The organism is Actinoalloteichus caeruleus DSM 43889 (assembly GCF_000429185.2).
Lineage (GTDB): Bacteria > Actinomycetota > Actinomycetes > Mycobacteriales > Pseudonocardiaceae > Actinoalloteichus_B > Actinoalloteichus_B caeruleus.
Window position 1 is genome coordinate 5,189,398 of the sequence record NZ_AUBJ02000001.1, and the last position, 19,905, is coordinate 5,209,302.

Here is a 19,905-nt window from a genome sequence, read left to right on the forward strand (position 1 = left end):
CCGGTCGGGGTCCGGTCTGGTCCGGGCCCGCCGGGGCCGGGTGGGTGTGCCACGCCCCTCGTGACCCGGGCTCGGCATCGCCCGCTCGGCATCGCCCGCGTTGGGGACGACGGGGTCGTTCCGTCCCCATGTGCCACGCCGTCCCCGGCTGCTGCCTGATCCCGCCACCACCGCGCCGCTGGCCCGACCTCGCGGGGGCGGGACGTCGCACCAGCCGTCCCCCGCTCGGCCGCCCACCCGGTGCCACTCGGCCACGAGGGCGAGCCCGGTCCCCAGGCGCAGTTGACCGTCCGGGTGGCCGGTCTCGTGGCGCGGCGTCGTCGTGACGTGGTTGGCGAGGATCGTGGGTGCCCGTCCCGGCGCCATCGGCTTGGCGGTGAGCTGGCGATTCCACCGCCACCGTCGTCCCTGGTTCCCTTCGGGGGCGAGCGTCGCACGAGGAGAGAACGCACGGCGAATTCGGTGATACGAACGCGGTCATGTTCCGCGAGAGTTCCACCACCGCGCCGAATGCGTTTCCGCTGATTCCGGTAATCCTTCGTCGTCGCCGGTCAGCCCGCTGGACCGACCTCGACCACGGCTGCGGGCTCGGGACCGCGACGCGACGGGGACCGCCGCCGCGCCCTGGTGGAGGGGTGGTGTGCCAGCGCACGAGGCCCGGACCGCCTCATCGTGGGAGCGGGACCAGCCGGCCGGTTCGCCTCGTACTTTCGGTCGACGCCGTTCGGCGGAGCACTCTCGGCAATATGGCCACTGTTCCCGTTCCAGCTGTTCGGGAATGGCGCCGAGATCTGTTCGTGAACTGGCCGATATGTGAACGTACTCGCCGTCAGCAAATCCCGAGTGAGGTTCCGCGCGATGCCACGCGGGGTCTCACGAGGGCGACGCCAAGGAAGCGGGAGTTCATGCGACCACGACGACTGACAGCGGCGGGGGGTGCGGTGTTGATGGGCCTGAGCCTGTCCCTGGCCGTGCCCTCCGCCACCGCCGCCGAACGTCCGAACGGCGGGGATCAACCGCTCTCGTCGAGCGCCTCCGGACGGGCGGAGGTGTTGACGCTGGTGACCGGTGACCGGTTGCACGTCCACCGCGAGGCCGGGGACGCGCTCGGCGTGCGGGTGGAACCGGCGGAGGGGCGCGAGCACGTGACCTTCGTCCGCTACGCCGACGGGGATCGCCTCACCGTGATCCCGTCCGACGCGCTGGGCCTGGTGCGTTCGGGTCTGTTGGACGAGCGGTTGTTCGATGTGCGTGGGCTGTTGGAGCAGGGTTTCGCCGACGGCGGTCCGCTGCCGTTGATCGTCTCCTACGCCGAGGGCAGCGATCCGGGGGCGCGGGTGTCGGTGCTCTCCGAGGAGGCGAGCACCGGTCGGGTGTTAGAGAGCCTGAACGCGGTGGCGGTGCACCCGGACGAGGACTCCGGGGACGGTGTGTGGTCCGAGATCACCCAGGACGACGCGGAGGTGCGTGTCTTCTCCGGTGGGGTGGAGCGGGTGTGGCTCAACGGCCGTGCCCAGCTCTTGGACGAGGAGAGCAACGCCCAGGTGGGCGCGCCGGAGGTGTGGGAGTCGGGGTACACCGGTGAGGGTGTGACCATCGCGGTGCTCGACAGTGGCTACGACCCGGAGCACCCCGACTTCGCGGATGCCGTGACGGAGGCGGTGGATTTCGTCGACCCCGAGGGTTCGGCGTTGGACGAGGACGGTCACGGCACGCATGTGGCGGGTACGGTGGCGGGCCGGGGGACCGCCTCGGGCGGGGCGCATCGGGGGGTGGCGCCGGATGCTGACCTGCTGGTGGGCAAGGTGTGCGGCCCCTTCGATTGCCCGGAGGACGCGATCATCGCGGGCATGGAGTGGGCCGCAGCGAGTGACGCGGTCGCGGTCAACTTGAGCCTGGGCGGGTGGCACTCCGACGGGACCGACCCGATGTCGCTGGCGGTGAACGCCCTCACCGAGGGCACCGGCACGCTGTTCGTCATCGCAGCCGGGAACTTCGGCGCGGACGAGAGCGTCAGCAGTCCAGCTGCGGCGGACGCGGCGCTGGCCGTGGGCAGCGTCACGAAGTCCGACGAGCTCAGCGACTTCTCCAGCCGGGGACCCCGGGTGGGCGACCGCGCGGTGAAGCCGGAGATCGCGGCCCCGGGAACGGCGATCGTCTCCGCGCGGGCGGCGGGCACCTCGATGGGGTCCCCGGTGGATGAGCACCACACCTCGGCCGACGGCACGTCGATGGCCTCGCCGCACGTGGCGGGCGCGGTGGCCCTGCTGGCGCAGGCGAACCCCGACTGGACGGCCCCCGACTTCCGGGCCGCGTTGATGGCCTCCGCCCAGCCGTTGGAGGGCATCGGGATCGCTGGTCAGGGCGCCGGTCGGCTGGACGTGGCGCGGGCCATCGACCAAACCGTGGTCAGCGAGCCCGCAGCGGTGTCGTTGGGCAACTTCCTGTGGCCCCAGGCCGATCTGGAGCCGGTGGTGGAGACCGTCACCTACCGCAACTCCGGTGACGAGGACGTGACCCTGGACCTGGCCTTCGACGTGGTCGGCTCGGAGGGCGAGGCTGCCCCGGACGGGCTGGTCGAGCTGTCGGCCAGCGAGGTGACGGTCCCGGCCGGCGGTACCGCCGAGGTGGAGATCACCGTCGACCCCACCGTCAACGAGGTGACCGGGTACCTCAGCGGTCAGCTGCTCGCCACCGACGGCGAGGTGTCGGTGTCCACGCCGGCGGGGGTGTTCGTCGAGGAGGAGAGCTACGACCTCGACCTCACGATCCTGGACCGCGAGGGGGAGACCCCGGAGTGGGCGCTGCTGGTCGCCGAGAACGCCGAGACGGGTGAGGACACCCAGATCCTGCCCGATGAGAACGGCGACTACGTCGGCCGGCTCACGAAGGGAACCTACAACCTGCTCGGGATCATCACCACCACCTACCCGGGTGGTGAGGGCGACGAGGAGATCTCCGAGGACCACACCTACGTGATCGGGTCGGGGATCGACGTCACCTCGGGTGATGCCGAGGCCACGCTCGATGCGGCGCCCGGCGTTCGGGTGCGCGCCGACACCGAGCGGCCGGCTGAGCTCACCGCCTGGGACAGCTCCGTGGTCGGCGAGCACCGGCTGTTCGGGGTGGGAGTCGCCGGGATGGCCGGGGGCGGCTCCACTCCCCTGTACGCGGTACCGGGCGAGGGCTCCTTCGCCCTGACGTACCTGCCCATCCTGGAGTCCACCTCGGGTGACGAGGACTATGCCTACCACCTCGCCTTCGAGTTGGTGGACGAGATCCCGGAGGAGATCCTGTTCGCCCCGTCGGACGAGGAGTTGGCCGAGGTCACCGCGACCTACCACGGCCAGGGCGTCGAAGCCACCGGCAACCGGGCGGTCATCGCGCGCTTCGACTACGCCCACATGTACATCCGCGTGCCCAGGACGGTGGAGGTGCCCTCGACGGAGACCCTGTACTACAGCGTCGAGGACAACCTCTCCTACATGGAGAGCTTCGACCACAGCGACCCCGACGCGGGGATCTACGAGTACTGGGACCGGACCAGCACCTACGAGACGGGTTCCTCCGAGAGCTCCTGGAACCTGGCTCCGCTCACCGTGCGGGGACTCGCCCAGCGATTCGGCGACGAGGTCATGATCGGATCGAGCCTCTTCACGACCTCCGACGCCGACTTCTACGACGTCTACGGCGGCTCGGACGGGGGCGTGACCGGGGAGGTGACCCTTTCCCACGAGGGTGAGGTCATCGCCTCCAGTGAGGACGTCGCCTACCTGATCGCGCCGCTGCCCAGCGGACCGGCCGAGTTCACGGTGGAGGCGAACGCGACGCGGGACGTGCCCTGGTCGTCCCTCGGTTCCTCGGCGGAGGCCCGGTGGACCTTCCACTCGGACACCGCCGGTGAGACCGAGGCCGAGGAGCAGCCGATGCTCGGTGTGCGGTTCTCCGGGGCCGCCGGCGATGCCGACCTGCTGGGTCGGCTGCCCGGTGGTGGTGAGCACGTCCTGAGCGTGGACGTGGAGCGGGCCGTGGGTGAGGTCGCCGAGTTGTCGGTGGAGGTGTCCACGGACGACGGGGAGACCTGGGAGGTCGTGGAGGTCGTGGACGGCACGGTGACCGTCGAGCACCCGGAGGAGGGTTTCGTGTCGCTGCGGGCCTCGGCCACCGACTCGGAGGGCAACAGCGTGGAGCAGACGGTGATCCGTTCCTACCAGGTCATCTCCGAGTAGTGAGCGCCGGTCGGGGTCCGGTCTGGTCCGGGCCCCGCCGGGGCCGGGTGGGTGTGCCACGCCCCTCGTGATCTCGGGCTCGTCGCCGTACGGCCGGTTCCGCCCCAGGCGGAGCCGGCCGTACGCGCGTGTACGCCAGGAGGCCCTGCCTCGCCGCCGTGCGGCCGTGCGCGCCCTCGACAGGGTGACCGGGGTGGGGCACGGCCCGCCCGCGCCTGGCGGGCGGGCGTGTCCGGGGGAACGGCCGGCTGTCCCCGCTTCCCGCTCAGGACGGGCCGAGTTCGGCGGTCCCGTCCGGCGCTCGACCAACCCCGGACGGGCCCGGCCCGGGATGGCCGACGGGCGCGGGAGGACGGGAGAGGCTCGGAGCGGAGCCACCGATAGGGGAGTACGGCACGGACGGGACAGGAGTGTTGCGGCGCGGTTCCTGTCCCGTCCCGGCGAGCCGACCGGCCACTGCGGATGCCGGCTCAGACCCCGACAGGAGGTGAATCACTGTGGGCCCTCGCTAGGGAGGTGGCTTCACCGTACGTGGGGAGTAGTGGGAACTCTACGAGCGAAAGCAGCAACATCGGATGCTGCTTTCGGGCTAGGAAACGGGCATCCTGGCGGTGACCGGCGGTCAGGTTCAGCGCAGCGTTCTCCCTGGTCAACGGGCTGTGATCGCGGGAGGGGGTGTGGGCGGTCCGGTGCGCACGGGAAGCTCCGCGACGCCGCTGATGAGGACACGCCGCCAGCGGAGTTCCCCCACCGGGACCGCGAGCCGCAGGCGGGGGAACCTCGTCGTCAGGGTCCGCAGCGCCTCCCGGAGTTCCACCCTGGCCAGCGCGGCGCCCAGGCAGTGGTGGATGCCGTGCCCGAAGGCCAGGTGCGGGTTCCCGCCGCCCCGCCCGAAGTCGAGCGAGTCCGGCGAGTCGAACACCGCCTCGTCCCGGTTCGCCGAACCGATCGCGGCGATGACCCCGTCACCGGCCCGGATGCGCACGCCGGCCACTACCACGTCCTCCGCCGCCACCCGGTACTGCCCCGTCTCGCCGAGGCGGTTGAACCGCAGCAGCTCCTCCACGGCGTCGGGGATCAGGTCGGGCTCGGCCACCAGCCGTTCCCACCGGGTGGGATCGCGGAGCAGGGTGATCAGGAAGCTCCCGATCTGGTTCGCCGTGGTCTCGTGCCCGGCCACCAGCAGGGTGAGTACCAGGGAGACCAACTCGGCCTCGCTGAGCCGGTCCTGCTGGTCGCGGGCCAGCACGAGCTCGTCGAGGAGCGCGCCGGAGGGGGCCCGGCCCGCGAGCAGCGCGGAGCGCCGCTCGGCCACCAGCGCCGTCACGTAGGCGTCGAGCGCGTCGTAGGAGCGTTCGACCTCGTCCTTCTCCGCCATGTCCATGCTGTAGACGACCTCGGACCAGCGCGCGAAAAGCGGCTGGTCCTCGGCGGGCACGCCCAGCAGGTGGCAGATCACCGTGATGGGCAGGGGCAGCGCGAACAGCCGCCGCAGGTCGACGGGGCCCTCGACGGCGGCCACGTCGTCGGCGAGGCGGTGGGTCAGCGCGCCGATCCACGGCTGGAACTCCCGCATCCTGCGCTGGGTGAAGGAACCAGCGACCAGGCGGCGCAGCCGGGTGTGCTCGGGCGGGTCGGCCGCCGTGATCGAGCCGGCCCTCGGGGCGGCGACGGCGGTGCGGGGGGCACCCGGTCGCACGACGAGGGCCCGGGAGAACCGGGCGTCGGCGAGGACGACGCGGACGTCGTCGTAGCGGGTGACCAGCCAGACCTCGTCGCCGGCGACGGTGCGGACCCGGCGCACCGGCGCGTCCCGCCGGAGCTCGGCCCAGGTCGGGGACGGGTCGACGGCGAAGGCGTCGGGGAAGGGCAGGCGCAGTTCGGGTTCGTCGCGGGCGGTTCCCGTCACGTCCCACCTCCCGGTGGCCTTCCGGACACCGTCGTTCCCGGCTCCTCGAGCACCGAGGGTAGTACCGCGGCGACACCGCGAACAGGGGGTCGCGCGGTTCGGCTCGCCCGGGCGGTACGGGTCCGATATGCCCGCCGGGTCCGGGCGGGCCGGGCTCCGAGCCGGGTGGGTCACGCCAGGTGGCGATCGGGCCCGGCGCGGTGGGTACCCGTTCGGCGCGCCGTTCCGGCACGTCGTCTCAGTCGATCGGGGGGCCGCCCCGCTCGTCGACGCCGAGGAGTTGGCGGGCCCTGGCGTTCGCCCACTTGTTCTCCGGGGCCTCGTACCGGACGAAGCGGTCGAGCAGCTCGGCCGGCTCGGACCCGACGAGCAGCATGTCCCGGAACACCGGGGCGAGGAACTCCTCCGAGACCATGTGGTCCACGAAGCGGCGGAGCGGCTGGTAGAAGCCGCCGACGTCGAGGAGGCCGAGGGGCTTGGCGTGCAACCCGATCTGCGCCCAGGTCCACACCTCGAACAGTTCCTCCAGGGTGCCCGCGCCGCCGGGGAGTGCGATGAACCCGTCGGACAGCTCGGCCATCATGGCCTTGCGTTCGTGCATGTCGGAGACCACCCGGAGGTCCGTGAGGCCGGGGTGGGCGATCTCGCGGTCCACCAGCTGGGTGGGGATGACGCCGGTCACCGAACCGCCGGCCGCGATGGCCGCGTCGGCCACCGCTCCCATCGTGCCGACCGAGGCCCCGCCGTAGACGAGCCCGATGTCGCGGGCCGCGAGGAGCTCGCCGAGGGCCCTGGCCGCCTCGACGTACCGTTCGCCCCGACCACGGGAGGATCCACAGAACACACAGATGCGCACGGGCCGACCCTATTCGGGGCGGTCCACGGGGGAGGAACGGCCCGGTGGACGCCGAGCGGCGGGCAGGGGACGACGGCGTCCCGGGGCCGCTGCCGGGCCCCAGGCGCGGACGGTCCGAGCGCCGGGGTGACGACGGTGTGTGACGTTCCGCCCGCATCTCACCGGGGCCGTTGGTTCCCGGAGTGAGATCGCCTCGGCACCCTTGTTCCGGGACGGGCGACACCAAACGCTGGTGCGGGTTCGGGACGCTGTCGAACCCGACCGTGGACGCGGTGGACCGGTGCCGGGCGGCGGCCGGCGGGGCCACCCGCCCCGGTGTTCGACCGTTCCCTCGAGGACAGGAGGAGCGATGACCCCCCTGCGGCTGCGCGCGGACGTGGCGACGACCGAGACCGAGGACGGGATGGTCCTCCTCGACCGGCGCACCGGTCGTTACTGGGTGTTGAACAGGTCCGGTGCCCTGGTCGTCCGTGGCCTCACCGCCGGGCTCAGCCACGACGAGATCGCCGAGGAACTGGCCGGTGAGCAGCACCGCGACCCCGGGCAGGCCCTGGCGGAGGTGCGGGCACTGGCCGAGCAGCTCCGGAGCGCGGAGCTGGCCCACACCTGATCGGCCAGGGCACTCGCCGGCCGGCGGTTCGCCCCGCCGACGGCGAAGGCGCGCAGGACGACCTCGGCGCGACCGTCTCCGTCGAAGTCGTACACCAGGAACTGCGTGTAGTGGGCTCAGGACGGCCTCGGGCAGGTCATCGGCGACCCAACGTCCCAGCCGACCGGACGACCTCCGACGCCGTCGCCGCGCGCACCACCGCCGGTCCTCCGGCGGAACGCGGGAGGCGGCCGCCGGCTGGGCCCTGCTCCACCCGGGCATGTCGACCGGTCACGGCAGCAGGACCACCTTGCCCACGGTGCGTCGTTCCTCCAGCGCGCGGTGGCTGGCGGCGGCCTCCGCCAGGGGGTAGGTGGTCAGTTCCGGCCGGAGGCGGCCCGTCGCCGCCGCCCGCAACGCCCGTTCCTCCAGCTCCCGCAGCGCGCCGGGCCGGCGGAGCGCCCCGAGTCCCCAGCTCGCGGTGAGACCGCGCCCGACGAGGTCGGCGGTGGTGATCTCGGTGGGGCCGCCGCCGGAAGCCCAGCCGTACATCGCCAGCCGCCCGCCCGGCCCCAGCAGTTCCAGGGCTCGCCGGCCCAGCTGGCCACCCACCCCGTCCAGCACCACGGTCGGAGCCCGGTCCGGGCCGAGCGCGGCCGAGACGGCGGCCGGCCAGTCCTCCTTCCGGTAGTCGACGGCGACCTGGGCGCCGAGGGCGCGGACCCGATCGACCTTCTCCGGGCCACCGGCGAGGCCGACGACGGTGGCGCCCACGGCCAGCGCCTCCTGCGTGAACAGGGTGCCCAGGCCCCCCGCGGCGGCCAGGACGAGCACGACGTCGGCGGGGCCGGGGGTGACCGTGTCCAGCACGGCCAGGGCGGTGCGTCCGGTACCGATCATGGCGACCGCCGCCTCCGGGGTGAGTTCGTCCGGCACGGGGTGCAGGGATGCCGCCGGGGCCACCGCCAGCTCGGCGTAACCCCCTGCCGAGGCGACGGAGCCGAGGTGCGCCACCACGCGACGTCCCAGCCAGCCACCGTCGACGCCGTCCCCGACCGCGTCCACGGTCCCGGCGACCTCCCGGCCGAGGACGGCCGGGAGGTCAGGCGCCTTCGCCGGGCCGGCCGGCTCACCGCGACGCAGTTGGGTGTCGACGAGGTGGACGCCGCTGGCGGCGACCCGGACCCGGACCTGGCCCGCCGCCGGCACGGGGTCGGGGACCTCCGCCAGCACGAGGTGGTCGGCGGGGCCGAAGGAGGACAGCGTGATCGCGCGCATGGGTGTGCTCCCGGGTCTGGACGGATGCCCGCACGGTATGAGCTCAAGCTCGCTCGAGCTCAAGATCGTGGCGGGGGTCGTCGTCTGGCCGGGAGGCGCCCGGCCAGACGAGTGGTCAGGCGAGTGGTCGCCGGCCGCGTGTCAGGGTGAGGAACACCCCGAGGGCCGCCAGCGCGGTGAGCACCATCACCAGGGCCATCGGCACCGCGCTGCCGCTACCGCCGAGTCCGACCAGCGGGGCCGCCAGGCCACCGAGGGTGAACTGGAGCATCCCGAGCAGTGCCGAGGCGGAACCGGCCGCGTCGGGGTGGTCGGCCAGTGCCAGGGTCGTGCCGTTGGGCATCACCAGACCGATGCTGGAGACCACCAGGAACAGGGCCGGGAGGACACCGGCGAGGCCGAGCACGTCGGTGGTGACGACCACCAGCAGCGCGATCGCTCCGAGCAGGGCGGAGCAGAGCCCGGTGATCAGCAGCGTGCGCTGGTCGAACCGGCTGACCAGCAGCCCGTTGACCTGACCGGCGACCACGATGCCGATGGAGTTCAGGCCGAACAGCAGGCCGAAGGTCTGGGGGGAGACCCCGTAGATGTCCTGGAGCACGAACGGCGACGCCGAGATGTAGCAGAAGACGGCGCTGAAGGCGAGACCGCTTGAGAGCGCGCAGCCGAGGAAGAAGCGGTTGGCCAACAGGCTCCGGTAGGTCCGGAGGGTGTCCCGGACGCCGCCGCTGCGGCGGCGTTCCGGTGGCAGGGTTTCGGGGAGTCGCAGGCCGGCGAGGAGCAGGAGGACGACGCCGTAGCCGGCGAGGACGACGAAGACGCCCTGCCAGGAGGTGATCAGCAGCAACTGGCTGCCGATGAGGGGGGCGAGCACGGGGGCCGCGCCGGTGACCAGCATCAGCATCGAGAAGAACTTGGCGGCGGCGATTCCGGAGTACCGGTCGCGGACGATGGCTCTGGCGATGACCAGGCTGGCGGCTCCGGACAGGCCCTGGACGAAGCGGGCGCCGGTGAGCATGGGGGCGGTCAGGGCGACCGCGCAGGCGGCGGAGGAGAGGACGTAGACGAACAGGCCGGTGAGCAGTGGTCGCCGTCGGCCGAGGGCGTCGCTCAGGGGGCCGGCCACGATCTGACCGAGTGCCAGGCCCAGCAGGCAGGCGGTGAGGCTCAGCTGGACCTGGGAGGTGGTGGTGTCGAAGTCGGAGGCGATCGCGGGGAAGGCCGGTAGATAGGTGTCGATGGACAGTGGGCCCAGCGCGGACAGCGCTCCGAGGATCGCGGCCAGTCGCCACCGGGAGATCGGGAAGGGTTCCTCGGTCCGTTCCGTGGTCTGGTCTGGTCGGGTTTGGCGTTCCACGCTGGGTGCGTGGTCCCCCTCGGACGGCACGGAGGACGGCGTGATCGCGCGCATTGGGTGTGCTCCCGGGTCTGGATGGATGCCCGCACGGTATGAGCTCAAGCTCGCTCGAGGTCAAGATCGTGATATGGCGGGATTCCGCCACGCTCTGCCCCGGGCGGTGCGCGCGGGTGCCCGGACAGCCGACCGCCCCCGACCCATCAGTGGGAACCGGCGGGTGGGGGCGGTCGGTGGGAGGCGTCTCGTCAGGCCGGCTGCCGGCCCCGCGTCAGGGTGAGGAACACCCCGAGGGCCGCCAGCGCGGTGAGCACCATCACCAGGGCCATCGGCACCGCGCTCTCGCTGCCGCCGAGTCCGACCAGCGGGGCCGCCAGGCCACCGAGCGCGAACTGGAGCATCCCGAGCAGTGCCGAGGCGGAACCGGCCGCGTCCGGGTGGTCGGCCAGCGCGAGCGTGGTGGTGTTGGGCATCACCAGACCGATGCTGGAGACCACCAGGAACAGGGCCGGGAGGACACCGGCGAGGCCGAGCACGTCGGTGGTGACGACCACCAGCAGCGCGACCGCTCCGAACAGGGCCGAGCAGAGCCCGGTGATCAGCAGTTTGCGCTGGTCGAACCGGCTGACCAGCAGCCCGTTGACCTGACCGACGATCACGATGCCGATGGAGTTCAGGCCGAACAGCAGGCCGAAGGTCTGCGGGGAGACCCCGTAGATGTCCTGGAGCACGAACGGCGACGCCGAGATGTAGCAGAACACGGCGGTGAAGGCGAGACCGCCCGAGAGCGCGCAGCCGAGGAAGAAGCGGTCGGCCAACAGACTCCGGTAGGTCCGGAGGGTGTCCCGGACGCCGCCGCTGCGGCGGCGCTCCGGTGGCAGGGTCTCGGGGAGTCGCAGGCCGGCGAGCAGCAGCAGGACGACGCCGTAGCCGGCGAGGACGACGAAGACGCCCTGCCAGGAGGTGATCAGCAGCAACTGGCTGCCGATGAGGGGGGCGAGCACGGGGGCCGCCCCGGTGACCAGCATCAGCATCGAGAAGAACTTGGCGGCGGCGACCCCGGAGTACCGGTCGCGGACGATGGCTCTGGCGATGACCAGGCTGGCGGCTCCGGACAGGCCCTGGACGAAGCGGGCGCCGGTGAGCATGGGGGCGGTCAGGGCGACCGCGCAGGCGGCGGAGGAGAGGACGTAGACGAACAGGCCGACGAGGAGTGGCCGCCGTCGGCCGAGGGCGTCGCTCAGGGGGCCGGCCACGATCTGACCGAGTGCCAGACCCAGCAGGCAGGCGGTGAGGCTCAGCTGGACCTGGGAGGTGGTGGTGTCGAAGTCGGAGGCGATCGCGGGGAACGCTGGCAGGTAGGTGTCGATGGACAGCGGGCCCAGCGCGGACAGCGCTCCGAGGATCGCGGCCAGTCGCCACCGGGAGATCGGGAAGGGCTCGCCGGCCCGCTCCGATGCCTGGTCTTGTCGGGGTTGGCGTTCCACGCTGGGTGCGTGGTCCGCCTCGGACGGCACGGCGGGCTGACGCTGGTCCGCAGCGAGCCCATTGCGTGCTGAATTCACCATTCCTCCCTGTGATCCGGGCCCGTGAACGGCGGCGCCAGGCGGCGCCGGTTGACCCGGCAGACAGTTTCATTAGACAACCTTCAGCGAACGTCCGACCACCGCGATTTCATCTCGGATGTGAGCCAGCTCATCCTCGCCGTGGTCGCGGGCTGGTCGTCGCCCACCTCTCCCGTGATCGCATACTTATTGCATACAATGCGTGCGACTCCAGGTCCCTGGTGAACCCAGGTCGCATGGAATCAGACGCTTGTCAGACCGGAGAGTGAGGAGACAGCCGATGCGGTCCACCCCAGTCAGTGGTTCCACCGCCATCCCGGCACCAGACGCGGCCGAGCGGGTCGACGTCGTCGTCGTGGGCGGCGGCAACGCCGCGTTCTCCGCCGCCCACGCGGCCCGCGAGCGCGGTGCCAGCGTGTTGTTGCTGGAGAAGGGCGTGCGGGAGGCGGCCGGCGGCAACTCCTACTACACGGCGGGAGCCTTCCGCTTCGCCCACGGCGGCGGGCGGGCCCTGGCCCCGATCCTCGACGAGGGCAGCGTCGAGCGGCTGCCCAGGACCGAGCTGCCCGCCTACTCCGCCGACGACTTCGCCTCGGACATAGCGCGGGTGACGGAGGGCCGCAACGACCCGGTCCTGACCCGTACCCTCGTCGACCACAGCGCCGACACCGTCGACTGGCTGACCGGGAAGGGCCTCCGCTGGCAGCTGCTGTACGAGCGCCAGACCTACGTCGAGGACGGCCGGTGGGTCTTCTTCGGCGGGCTCGCCGTCGGCACGGTCGACGGGGGCAAGGGCCTGATCGCCCAGCACACCGCCGCCGCCGAGAGCGCGGGCGTGGAGATCCGCTACGAGGCCGAGGTCCGCGAGCTGGTGCGGGGGGACGACGGAGCCGTCCGTGGCGTGGTCTACCAGGACGGATCCGGTGCCCACCACGAGGTCGCGGCCGGGGCCGTGGTGTTGGCGGCGGGTGGCTTCGAGGCGAACCCGGACCTGCGGGAACGGCACCTCGGGCCGGGGTGGTCGCGGGCGTTGGTCCGGGGCAACCCGCTCAACACCGGCGAGGTGCTGGAGATGGCGTTGGCCGCCGGCGCCGCGCCGCACGGCGACTGGGGCTCCTGCCACAGCGTGCAGTGGGACGCCGGCGCCTCGCCCGACGGTGGTAACCGGGAGCTGACCAACCAGCTGACCCGGCAGAGCTACCCGGTGGGCATCGTGGTCAACCGGGACGGGCGGCGCTTCATCGACGAGGGCGCGGACTACCGCAACTTCACCTACGCCAAGTACGGGCGCGAGGTGCTCGCCCAGCCGGAGGGCGTCGCCTACCAGCTCTTCGACGCCAAGACCCGGCCGATCCTGCGGACCCTGGAGTACGACAGCGAGCCCATCACGAGCGCGGTGGCGGACAGCCTGGAGGAACTGGCCGACAAGCTCGGCGTCGACCGCGACGGCCTGATGGGCACCGTGCGGGAGTTCAACGAGTCGATCGTCGACGTGGAGTTCACCCCCGCCGTCAAGGACGGTCGCGCCGCGCGGGTGGACCCGCCCAAGTCGAACTGGGCGCAGGCGTTGGACACCGCGCCGTTCTACGGCTACCCGGTCGCCTGCGGAATCACCTTCACCTTCGGCGGCGTGCGCGTGCACCACGAGACCGCCCAGGTGCTGACGGCGGCCGGCGAGGGCATCGGTGGCCTCTACGCCGCGGGGGAGCTCGTCGGAGGGCTGTTCTCCGGCAACTACCCGGGCGGTTCCGGCCTGACCGCGGGCGCGGTCTTCGGTCGGCTGGCCGGGTACGCGGCGGCCGGGGAGAGCGCCCAGCTCCGCGCCTGAGGGGCGGCACGGTTCCGGTCGGTGGGAGCAGCGCCCCCGGCCGGGACGGAGCCCGGGAGGCTCCCCCGTCGGGAGAGGTACCCAGCTCGGCGGGGCCGCGCGGTCCTCTCGTGAACCGCTTCCCCCGCCGGTACCCGCCCCCGGGTCCTTCCCGTGGACCGGTCTCGTCGTGCCTCCGGTGCTGCCGCGGGTGTGGGGTGCTGGTGGGGCTGCCCGCCGGCAGTCGACGCGCCGCCGGGTGGTGGTGCGGTCAGCGGGTGGCGGGGGTCCCCCGGTTCGGGGGCCGGGGCGCGGAGGCCGTCGCGGACCCGCGATCGGCGCGGATCGTCGGCGCCTTCCGAGGGGCGGCCGCGCGTCCCCCGGGTGGTGGGGTGCCCCGAGGGCGCTCGCCCGTGGCTGGTCGAGTGGCCAGCGGGTCGGCCCGTCGACAGGTCGGGTGGGGACCGCCCGGGGCGCGCGGGCGGTCCCGAGGACGCGCCGCCCCGCCGCCACTGCCCTTCGTGGCGAGGCGGCGCTGCCGTTCCGGGTGCCGGCCCCCGGAGGAGGCCCCGGGGGCCGGCGGAGATCGGGGAGGGCCCACCCGGCCAGGGTCAGCCGAGGGCCGCCGACGTGGGGACGTCCAGGGTCGCCGTGGCGAGCCGGCGGGCGTTCCGCAGCACGAACACGGTGTCCAGCTCGCCGTCCTCGCTGCTGGTCCACAGCGGGAGGACGCCGGAGGGCGTGCTCAGGCGCAGCGGGTCGCGGTGCCGCGCGCTCTCCGGGACGACGGTCCCCGGCGTCGCGGCCGCGGCGGCGACAGCGACGCTGACCGTCACCGCCAGCGCCGGGTGGGTCCGCCCCATCGACAACATGCGCGCGGAGACGTCCGCCTCGTCGGCGCGGACCGCCTCCCCGGACAGCGTGCGCTGGTCGGTGCTCGGGGCCAGCCAGGCGAGTTTGGGGATGGCCCTGGACACCTCGGCGGCACGGGCCCGGTCGGGGGCGATGCCCATGAGTTCGGAGGCGTGCGCCCTGGCCTGGTCCAACACCCGGAGCAGGTCGGTGTCCCCGTCCACTCGCGCGGGGAGTTCGGTGCCGTCGAGACCCAGGTCGGGGCCCCACAGCAGGGCCGAGGGGTTGCCGGCGTCGACCAGCGTCGCCCGGACCGGGCCCCGCTCGGTGTCGAGGTGGTCGACCGCGCGCCCGGTCGGGAGCAGACGACCCGTGACGGCCCCCTGCGGTCGGACGAAGCCCATCCGGATACCGGGGCCGGGGAAGGGCACACCGTCGATGCGCACCTCGCCCTCGTTGGTGGGGTGCCCGCCGGGGGTGGGCACGTCCTGGGCGATCAGCTTGCCGGTGTTGGTGTTGAGCACCATGACCCTGGTGAGGTCGCCGGTCGGGGCGACCCACCCCTGCTGGACGGCGTAGAGGCCGACGACGGTGGCGCAGTTCCCGCAGTTGTTGCTCCAGTCCACCTTCGCCTCGGCGATACCAATCTGCGCGAACGTGTATTCGACGTGCACTCCATCGCGCTGGGATGGGGCCAGCAGGGCCGCCTTGCTCGTGGTGGAGGTGGCGCCGCCGACCCCGTCCACCTGGCGCAGGTCGGGACTGCCGTACGCGCGGAGGAGCAGCCCGTCCCGGTCGTCGGTCAGGCCGTCGAGTTCCCGCAGGTCGAAGGTCCAGCACTTGCTGGTACCCCCGCGCATCAGCACCGCTGGTACCGCAATCGACATGCTGCCTCCCGCCGTCTCGCAGGTTGGTCCGATTCGTGACCAGGCGCCTCCGCCGGCCGGGAGGGGTCGTCCCCTGGCGGCTGGGGCGGGGTTCTCGCGCCAACCTCAACCCCGGTCGTCGCGACGCTGGCCCTCAGTGGGGCGAGTATTGCATACTCATTGAATGCAAAGTAGGGACGAGGTTGCGCGGACGCTGACGATCGGCGTGATCGAGGGCGACGGGATCGGACCCGAACTGGTGGCCTCCGCCGTCGAGGTGCTCGACGCCGCCGTGGCCGGAGTCGGCCACCGGCTGGAGCTGGTCCGCGAGGACGGCGGCGCCGACACCTACCGGCGCACCGGGGAGGCGCTGGCCCCCGGGGTCCTCGACCGGGCGCGGGGGTACGACGGGTTGCTCAAGGGACCCGTGGGCCTGCCCGACGTGCGGCGCCCCGACGGCACGGAGGCCGGGCTGTTGGGCGGCCTGCTGCGGGGCGGCCTGGACACCTACGCCAACGTGCGGCCCATGCGCCTGCTGCCGGGCGTCGCCACGCCGACCAGGTACGCGCCGGGGGACATCGACTACGTCATCGTCCGGGAGAACACCGAGGGCCTCTACCTGTCCCGGGGTGTCGGGGTGCGCAACGACCGCGCCGCCGTCGACCAGCTGATGATGACCCGGCACGGCGTCGAACGGGTCGTCCGCCACGCCTTCGACCTGGCCCGCACCCGGCGAGGTGCGCCAGTCGACGGTGTGAGCCGCGTAACCTGCGTCGACAAGAGCAACGTGCTGCGCAGCTTCGCGTTCTTCCGGGAGATCTTCGAGGAGGTCGCCGCCGACTACCCGGACGTCGAGCACGACTTCCGGTACGCCGACGCCGCCGCCCACGACCTGGTGGCGAGCCCGGGGCACTTCGACGTGCTGGTCATGGAGAACTTCCTCGGCGACATCCTCAGCGACCTGGGGGCGGCCACCGTCGGGGGACTCGGGATGTGCCCCTCGGCCAACGTCGGGGCGGATGCCGCCTACTTCGAGCCGATCCACGGCAGCGCGCCCAGCCTGGCCGGCCGCGACCTCGCCAACCCGGTCTCCCAGGTCCTGGCCGGCGCGCTGCTGCTCGACCACGCGGGCCTGCCGGCCGCCGGGGACGCGGTGCGGGCCGCCGTGCACGGCGCCTTCGCCGACGGTGCGGTGCGGCTCGCCGACGGGCGACCGGAGGGCGGGACCCGCGCGGTGACCGCCGCCGTGGTCGAGCGCCTGGCGGCCGGGTGACCACTCCACCGCTGGCCGGCCGGGGGGTCGCCGGCGGGAGAACCAGGTTTCGCTCTGGCCACCACCATGGGACTTCACCCCGTCCGCGAAGTAACGTTCTGTTGTGGCCTCAGAAAGTAACCGCAGCCGTCCGCCCTCCAAGCGTGGCTCCGGTAGCCCCGGCTCGCCGGCCTCGGCCGTGACGGGACCGGCCCACGACTCGCCGGTGGCCGCCCTGCCGCGCTACCTCGACGGCAAGCCGACCTGGGGACGGACGACCGACGCCGTGTCGGACGCGCTGCGGGAGGCGATCCTCGACGGTGCGTTGCCCCCGTCCACGTGGCTGCGCGAGGACGAGATCGCCGCCGCGCTCCAGGTGAGCCGAACACCCGTCAGGGAGGCGTTGCGCAGGCTGTCCGACGAGGGCCTGACGGTGAAGACGGCCCACCAGGGCACCGTCGTCGCGCCGATGTCCCTGGAGGACATCCTCGCGCTCTACGTCATCCGGGAGAACCTCGAGGGGCTCGCCGCGCGGCTGGCCGCGCTGAGGCCCACCCCGGAGTTGATCGGCAGGCTGGACGCGGTCCAGGCGGAGATGGCCAAGGCCGCCAAGCGGCCCAACGTCGAGCGGCTCGCGAAGCAGAACATCGAGTTCCACCGGCTCATCAGGGAGGCGGCGGGCAACCACTACCTGGACCGCTTCCTGGCCCAGGCCGAACAGGCGGTGCGCCGCCTCCCGCCGACGACCTTCGCCCGTCCTGGCCGTCCGGCCTCCGCCATCGAGGAGCACGACGCGATCGTGCGGGCCATCCAGCAGGGTGACCCGGACGCCGCCGAGGCCGCCGCCAAGCAGCACATGCGCAGCGCCAGGGAGATCCGGCTGGCCGTGCTGCTCAACACCTGAGGCGGTTCGCGCCGCCTCCCTCCCGCGCTGCCGTGCGGGGCTTGGCCGGTGCCGCGCCCCCGCCCCCCGGGAACCCGCTTCGGGGCAGCAGGTGCCCTTGGAGGCCCGCCCCGATCCGGCGAGCGCGGTCCCGCCCCGAGGGCCCCGCGTCGCCTCGTGCCCCGGTCCGCCGCGTGCGCGCGCCGGGAGCGTGAGCACGTCGTCCCCCTTCGCTGTCGTGGGGCTGGCCTCCCCGCCTCCCGAGTGGTCCACGGCGGAGACGCCGAGGCGGCGGGCCGGCGCGTACCGACCCGCCGCCCAGGACGGTGTCAGGCCAGGAAGGCCGGGGTGAACCAGCCCATCGGCATGCTGATGTCCGCGAGGACCTGGAGCAGGACGAGCGCGGCGACCACCACCGACGTGTAGATCGCGATCGGGACGGGCCGCATCGACGCGACCCTCCACAGGAACAGGGGCACGAACACGGCGGCCGCGAGCACCGCACCGATCACCCAGGTGATGGCGAGGAACAGGCACAGCCAGCCGAGGGCGTGCGCGGTCCACTTCACCTCGGTGCGCCACTCCGAGTCGCGCCCACGTTCCTCCCGCCACCGCCGGTACTCCTGGACGCCGACGATGAGGGTCAGCAGGACCCCGATGCCGGCGACCAGCTGGGGAACCAGCCTGGCGTCCTCGCCGAAGCCCTGGCTCATCACCCAGGCCCCGCCGAAGACCACGAGGAAGACCCCGGCGAGGGACATCGGCCAGTAGGTGCCGGTGAACGTCGGTCCGGGTTCGCTGATGACCGGTTCGGCGGCCGCACCGTCGCCGCCGGTGGTGGCGTCGTTCGAGCGCTCGCCCTGGTCGTCGGTGTCGGTTCCCGAGCCCGCGGCGCCCGGGGACGTGCCCTCGGAGGTGGCGCCGGCGCCGACCGAGGCGGGGGCCGCGTTCCGCTGCCGCCGGGCGCGCAGCAGCGCCTTGACGAGCTTGAAGAGCAGCGGAGCCAGCAGGATGGCGATCATGACCACGACGCCCGGCCTGGTGAGCCACTCGGTCGGCTCGTAGAGGCTCTCCGTGAGGAAGTAGTACCGCTCCAGCGGGATGCTCAGGACGAATCCGATGAGGAAGGGCGCCCTCGGGTAGTCGCACATCTTCATCAGCCAGCCGAACACGCCGAGCAGCAGCATCACCTGCATGACGCCGAACTCCTGCGAGGCCTGGAAGGCGGCGACGAACATGATGACGACCAGGCCGCCGGCCAGGACGGGGAAGCGGATGAAGCTCAGCCGGGCCAGCGGTGCCGCGAGCAGGAAGCACAGCGCCGCGCCGAGCACGGCGGCCAGGGCGAAGGACCAGATGATGGTGTAGACGAGGTCCAGGTCCTGGGTGATCAGCCGTGGTCCCGGTTCGATGCCGAAGACCAGCAGCGCTCCCAGCAGCAGGGCGGCGGCGGCGCTCCCCGGGATCCCGAAGAGGAGGGTGGGGATCAGGTCACCGGCGGCGATCGAGGTGTTCGCGCCCTCCGGCGCGGCGATGCCACGCGGGTCGCCCTTGCCGAACCTCCGCTTGTCCTTCGAGGTGGCGATGGCCTGGCCGTAGGCGATCCAGCTGCCGGCGGTCGCCCCGATGCCGGGGAGCACGCCGGCCCAGACGCCGACGAGCGCTCCGCGCAGCACCTGCCCCCAGTGGGTCAGGACGTCGCGGAACCCGCGACCCCAGCCGCCGCCGATCCCCGTCTTGGAGGCGACGCTGGTCTTCCTGGCGATGAGCGCGATGATCTCGGCGATGCCGAAGGTGCCCAGGGCGACCGCGACCAGGTCGAGCCCCTCGGTCAGGAACAACGAGCCGAAGGTGAAGCGGTACTCGGCCGCCGCGGGGGCGGCGCCGATCTGGCCGATCAGCAGTCCGAAGGCGCCGGCCAGCAGGCCCTTGGCGACGTTGCCCCTGGAGAGCAGGGCGGCGAGGCTGATGCCGAGCACGGTGAGCATGAACAGCTCCGGTGAGCCGAACATCAGCACCAGCGGGCGGGCCAGCGGGATGGCCAGGGTCAGGCCGATCGCACCGACGAGACCGCCGACCATCGAGGAGATGAAGGCGATCGACAGCGCCCGGGCCGCCTGCCCCTGTTTGGCCATCGCGTGACCGTCGAGGGTCGTCACGGTCGCCGAGGCCGAACCGGGGACCCCGATCAGCACGGCGGTGATCGTGTCCGAGGTGTGGATCACGGCGGTCGCGCCGATGATGAGGGCGAGGGCCTGCTGCGGTTCGAGGACGAACACGAACGGCAACAGGATGGCGACCGCTCCGGTGCCCCCGAGCCCCGGGATGATGCCCATGACCAGACCGGCGAGGACGCCGGAGATCAGCATGAGGATCATCTGCGGATCGAGGAAGCCCCCCAGCGCGGAGGCCGCTGCGTCGAGCATGGTGGAACCGCCTGTCTGTGTGTTCCGTGGAGACGGTGT

General features: G+C 72.7%; 12 protein-coding genes and 1 pseudogene. 5 read left to right on the forward strand and 8 right to left on the reverse strand.

Annotation, left to right across the window (positions count from 1 at the left end):
* The first annotated feature begins 905 nt into the window (after positions 1 to 905).
* Positions 906 to 4,229 (forward strand): S8 family peptidase, encoded by a 3,324-nt coding sequence (locus G443_RS21110; RefSeq protein WP_253860261.1) that lies wholly within the window; start codon positions 906 to 908, stop codon positions 4,227 to 4,229.
* A gap of 649 nt (positions 4,230 to 4,878) precedes the next feature.
* Here G443_RS21110 and G443_RS21115 read toward each other — a convergent pair.
* Positions 4,879 to 6,138 carry a cytochrome P450 gene (locus G443_RS21115; protein ID WP_026420794.1) on the reverse strand — a complete coding sequence of 420 codons (1,260 nt, stop codon included), beginning with the start codon at positions 6,136 to 6,138 and terminating at the stop codon, positions 4,879 to 4,881.
* 238 nt (positions 6,139 to 6,376) lie between these two features.
* Positions 6,377 to 6,994, reverse strand: coding sequence for a TIGR00730 family Rossman fold protein (locus tag G443_RS21120; protein ID WP_030105688.1), 618 nt, complete (start codon positions 6,992 to 6,994; stop codon positions 6,377 to 6,379).
* Positions 6,995 to 7,343: 349 nt separating this feature from the next.
* Between G443_RS21120 and G443_RS21125 the strand changes: the two genes are divergently transcribed.
* Positions 7,344 to 7,604 carry a lasso peptide biosynthesis PqqD family chaperone gene (locus G443_RS21125; RefSeq protein WP_026420792.1) on the forward strand — a complete coding sequence of 87 codons (261 nt, stop codon included), beginning with the start codon at positions 7,344 to 7,346 and terminating at the stop codon, positions 7,602 to 7,604.
* 53 nt (positions 7,605 to 7,657) lie between these two features.
* On the opposite strand, the pseudogene G443_RS25910 reads toward G443_RS21125, so the two are convergent.
* The 4 genes and pseudogenes from G443_RS25910 to G443_RS21140 form a co-directional block, all read right to left on the reverse strand.
* Positions 7,658 to 7,714, reverse strand: a pseudogene (locus G443_RS25910) (hypothetical protein); the annotation flags it as partial.
* 160 nt (positions 7,715 to 7,874) lie between these two features.
* The gene (locus G443_RS21130; protein WP_026420791.1) at positions 7,875 to 8,861 is read right to left on the reverse strand and encodes a zinc-binding dehydrogenase; all 987 of its coding nucleotides are present in this window, start codon (positions 8,859 to 8,861) and stop codon (positions 7,875 to 7,877) included.
* 115 nt (positions 8,862 to 8,976) lie between these two features.
* Positions 8,977 to 10,272 (reverse strand): Bcr/CflA family multidrug efflux MFS transporter, encoded by a 1,296-nt coding sequence (locus G443_RS21135; RefSeq protein WP_253860262.1) that lies wholly within the window; start codon positions 10,270 to 10,272, stop codon positions 8,977 to 8,979.
* 191 nt (positions 10,273 to 10,463) lie between these two features.
* A complete protein-coding gene (locus G443_RS21140; RefSeq protein ID WP_253860263.1) occupies positions 10,464 to 11,702 on the reverse strand; it encodes a Bcr/CflA family multidrug efflux MFS transporter in 1,239 nt (412 codons plus the stop codon).
* Positions 11,703 to 12,060: 358 nt separating this feature from the next.
* Between G443_RS21140 and tcuA the strand changes: the two genes are divergently transcribed.
* Positions 12,061 to 13,608: an FAD-dependent tricarballylate dehydrogenase TcuA gene (gene tcuA, locus G443_RS21145; protein WP_051314464.1), complete on the forward strand. Its 1,548-nt coding sequence runs from the start codon at positions 12,061 to 12,063 to the stop codon at positions 13,606 to 13,608.
* Between the two features lie 590 nt (positions 13,609 to 14,198).
* On the opposite strand, the gene G443_RS21150 is transcribed toward tcuA, so the two are convergent.
* Positions 14,199 to 15,326, reverse strand: coding sequence for a PrpF domain-containing protein (locus G443_RS21150; RefSeq protein WP_081715771.1), 1,128 nt, complete (start codon positions 15,324 to 15,326; stop codon positions 14,199 to 14,201).
* 163 nt (positions 15,327 to 15,489) lie between these two features.
* Here G443_RS21150 and G443_RS21155 point away from each other — a divergent pair, with 163 nt between their 5' ends.
* Both G443_RS21155 and G443_RS21160 read left to right on the forward strand, forming a co-directional pair.
* A complete protein-coding gene (locus G443_RS21155; RefSeq protein ID WP_026420788.1) occupies positions 15,490 to 16,578 on the forward strand; it encodes an isocitrate/isopropylmalate dehydrogenase family protein in 1,089 nt (362 codons plus the stop codon).
* Between the two features lie 103 nt (positions 16,579 to 16,681).
* Positions 16,682 to 17,461 carry a GntR family transcriptional regulator gene (locus G443_RS21160; protein WP_245588993.1) on the forward strand — a complete coding sequence of 260 codons (780 nt, stop codon included), beginning with the start codon at positions 16,682 to 16,684 and terminating at the stop codon, positions 17,459 to 17,461.
* Positions 17,462 to 17,769: 308 nt separating this feature from the next.
* Here the strand turns inward: G443_RS21160 and G443_RS21165 are convergent, their stop codons facing one another.
* A complete protein-coding gene (locus G443_RS21165; RefSeq protein ID WP_026420787.1) occupies positions 17,770 to 19,866 on the reverse strand; it encodes a tripartite tricarboxylate transporter permease in 2,097 nt (698 codons plus the stop codon).
* Between the last annotated feature and the right edge of the window lie 39 nt (positions 19,867 to 19,905).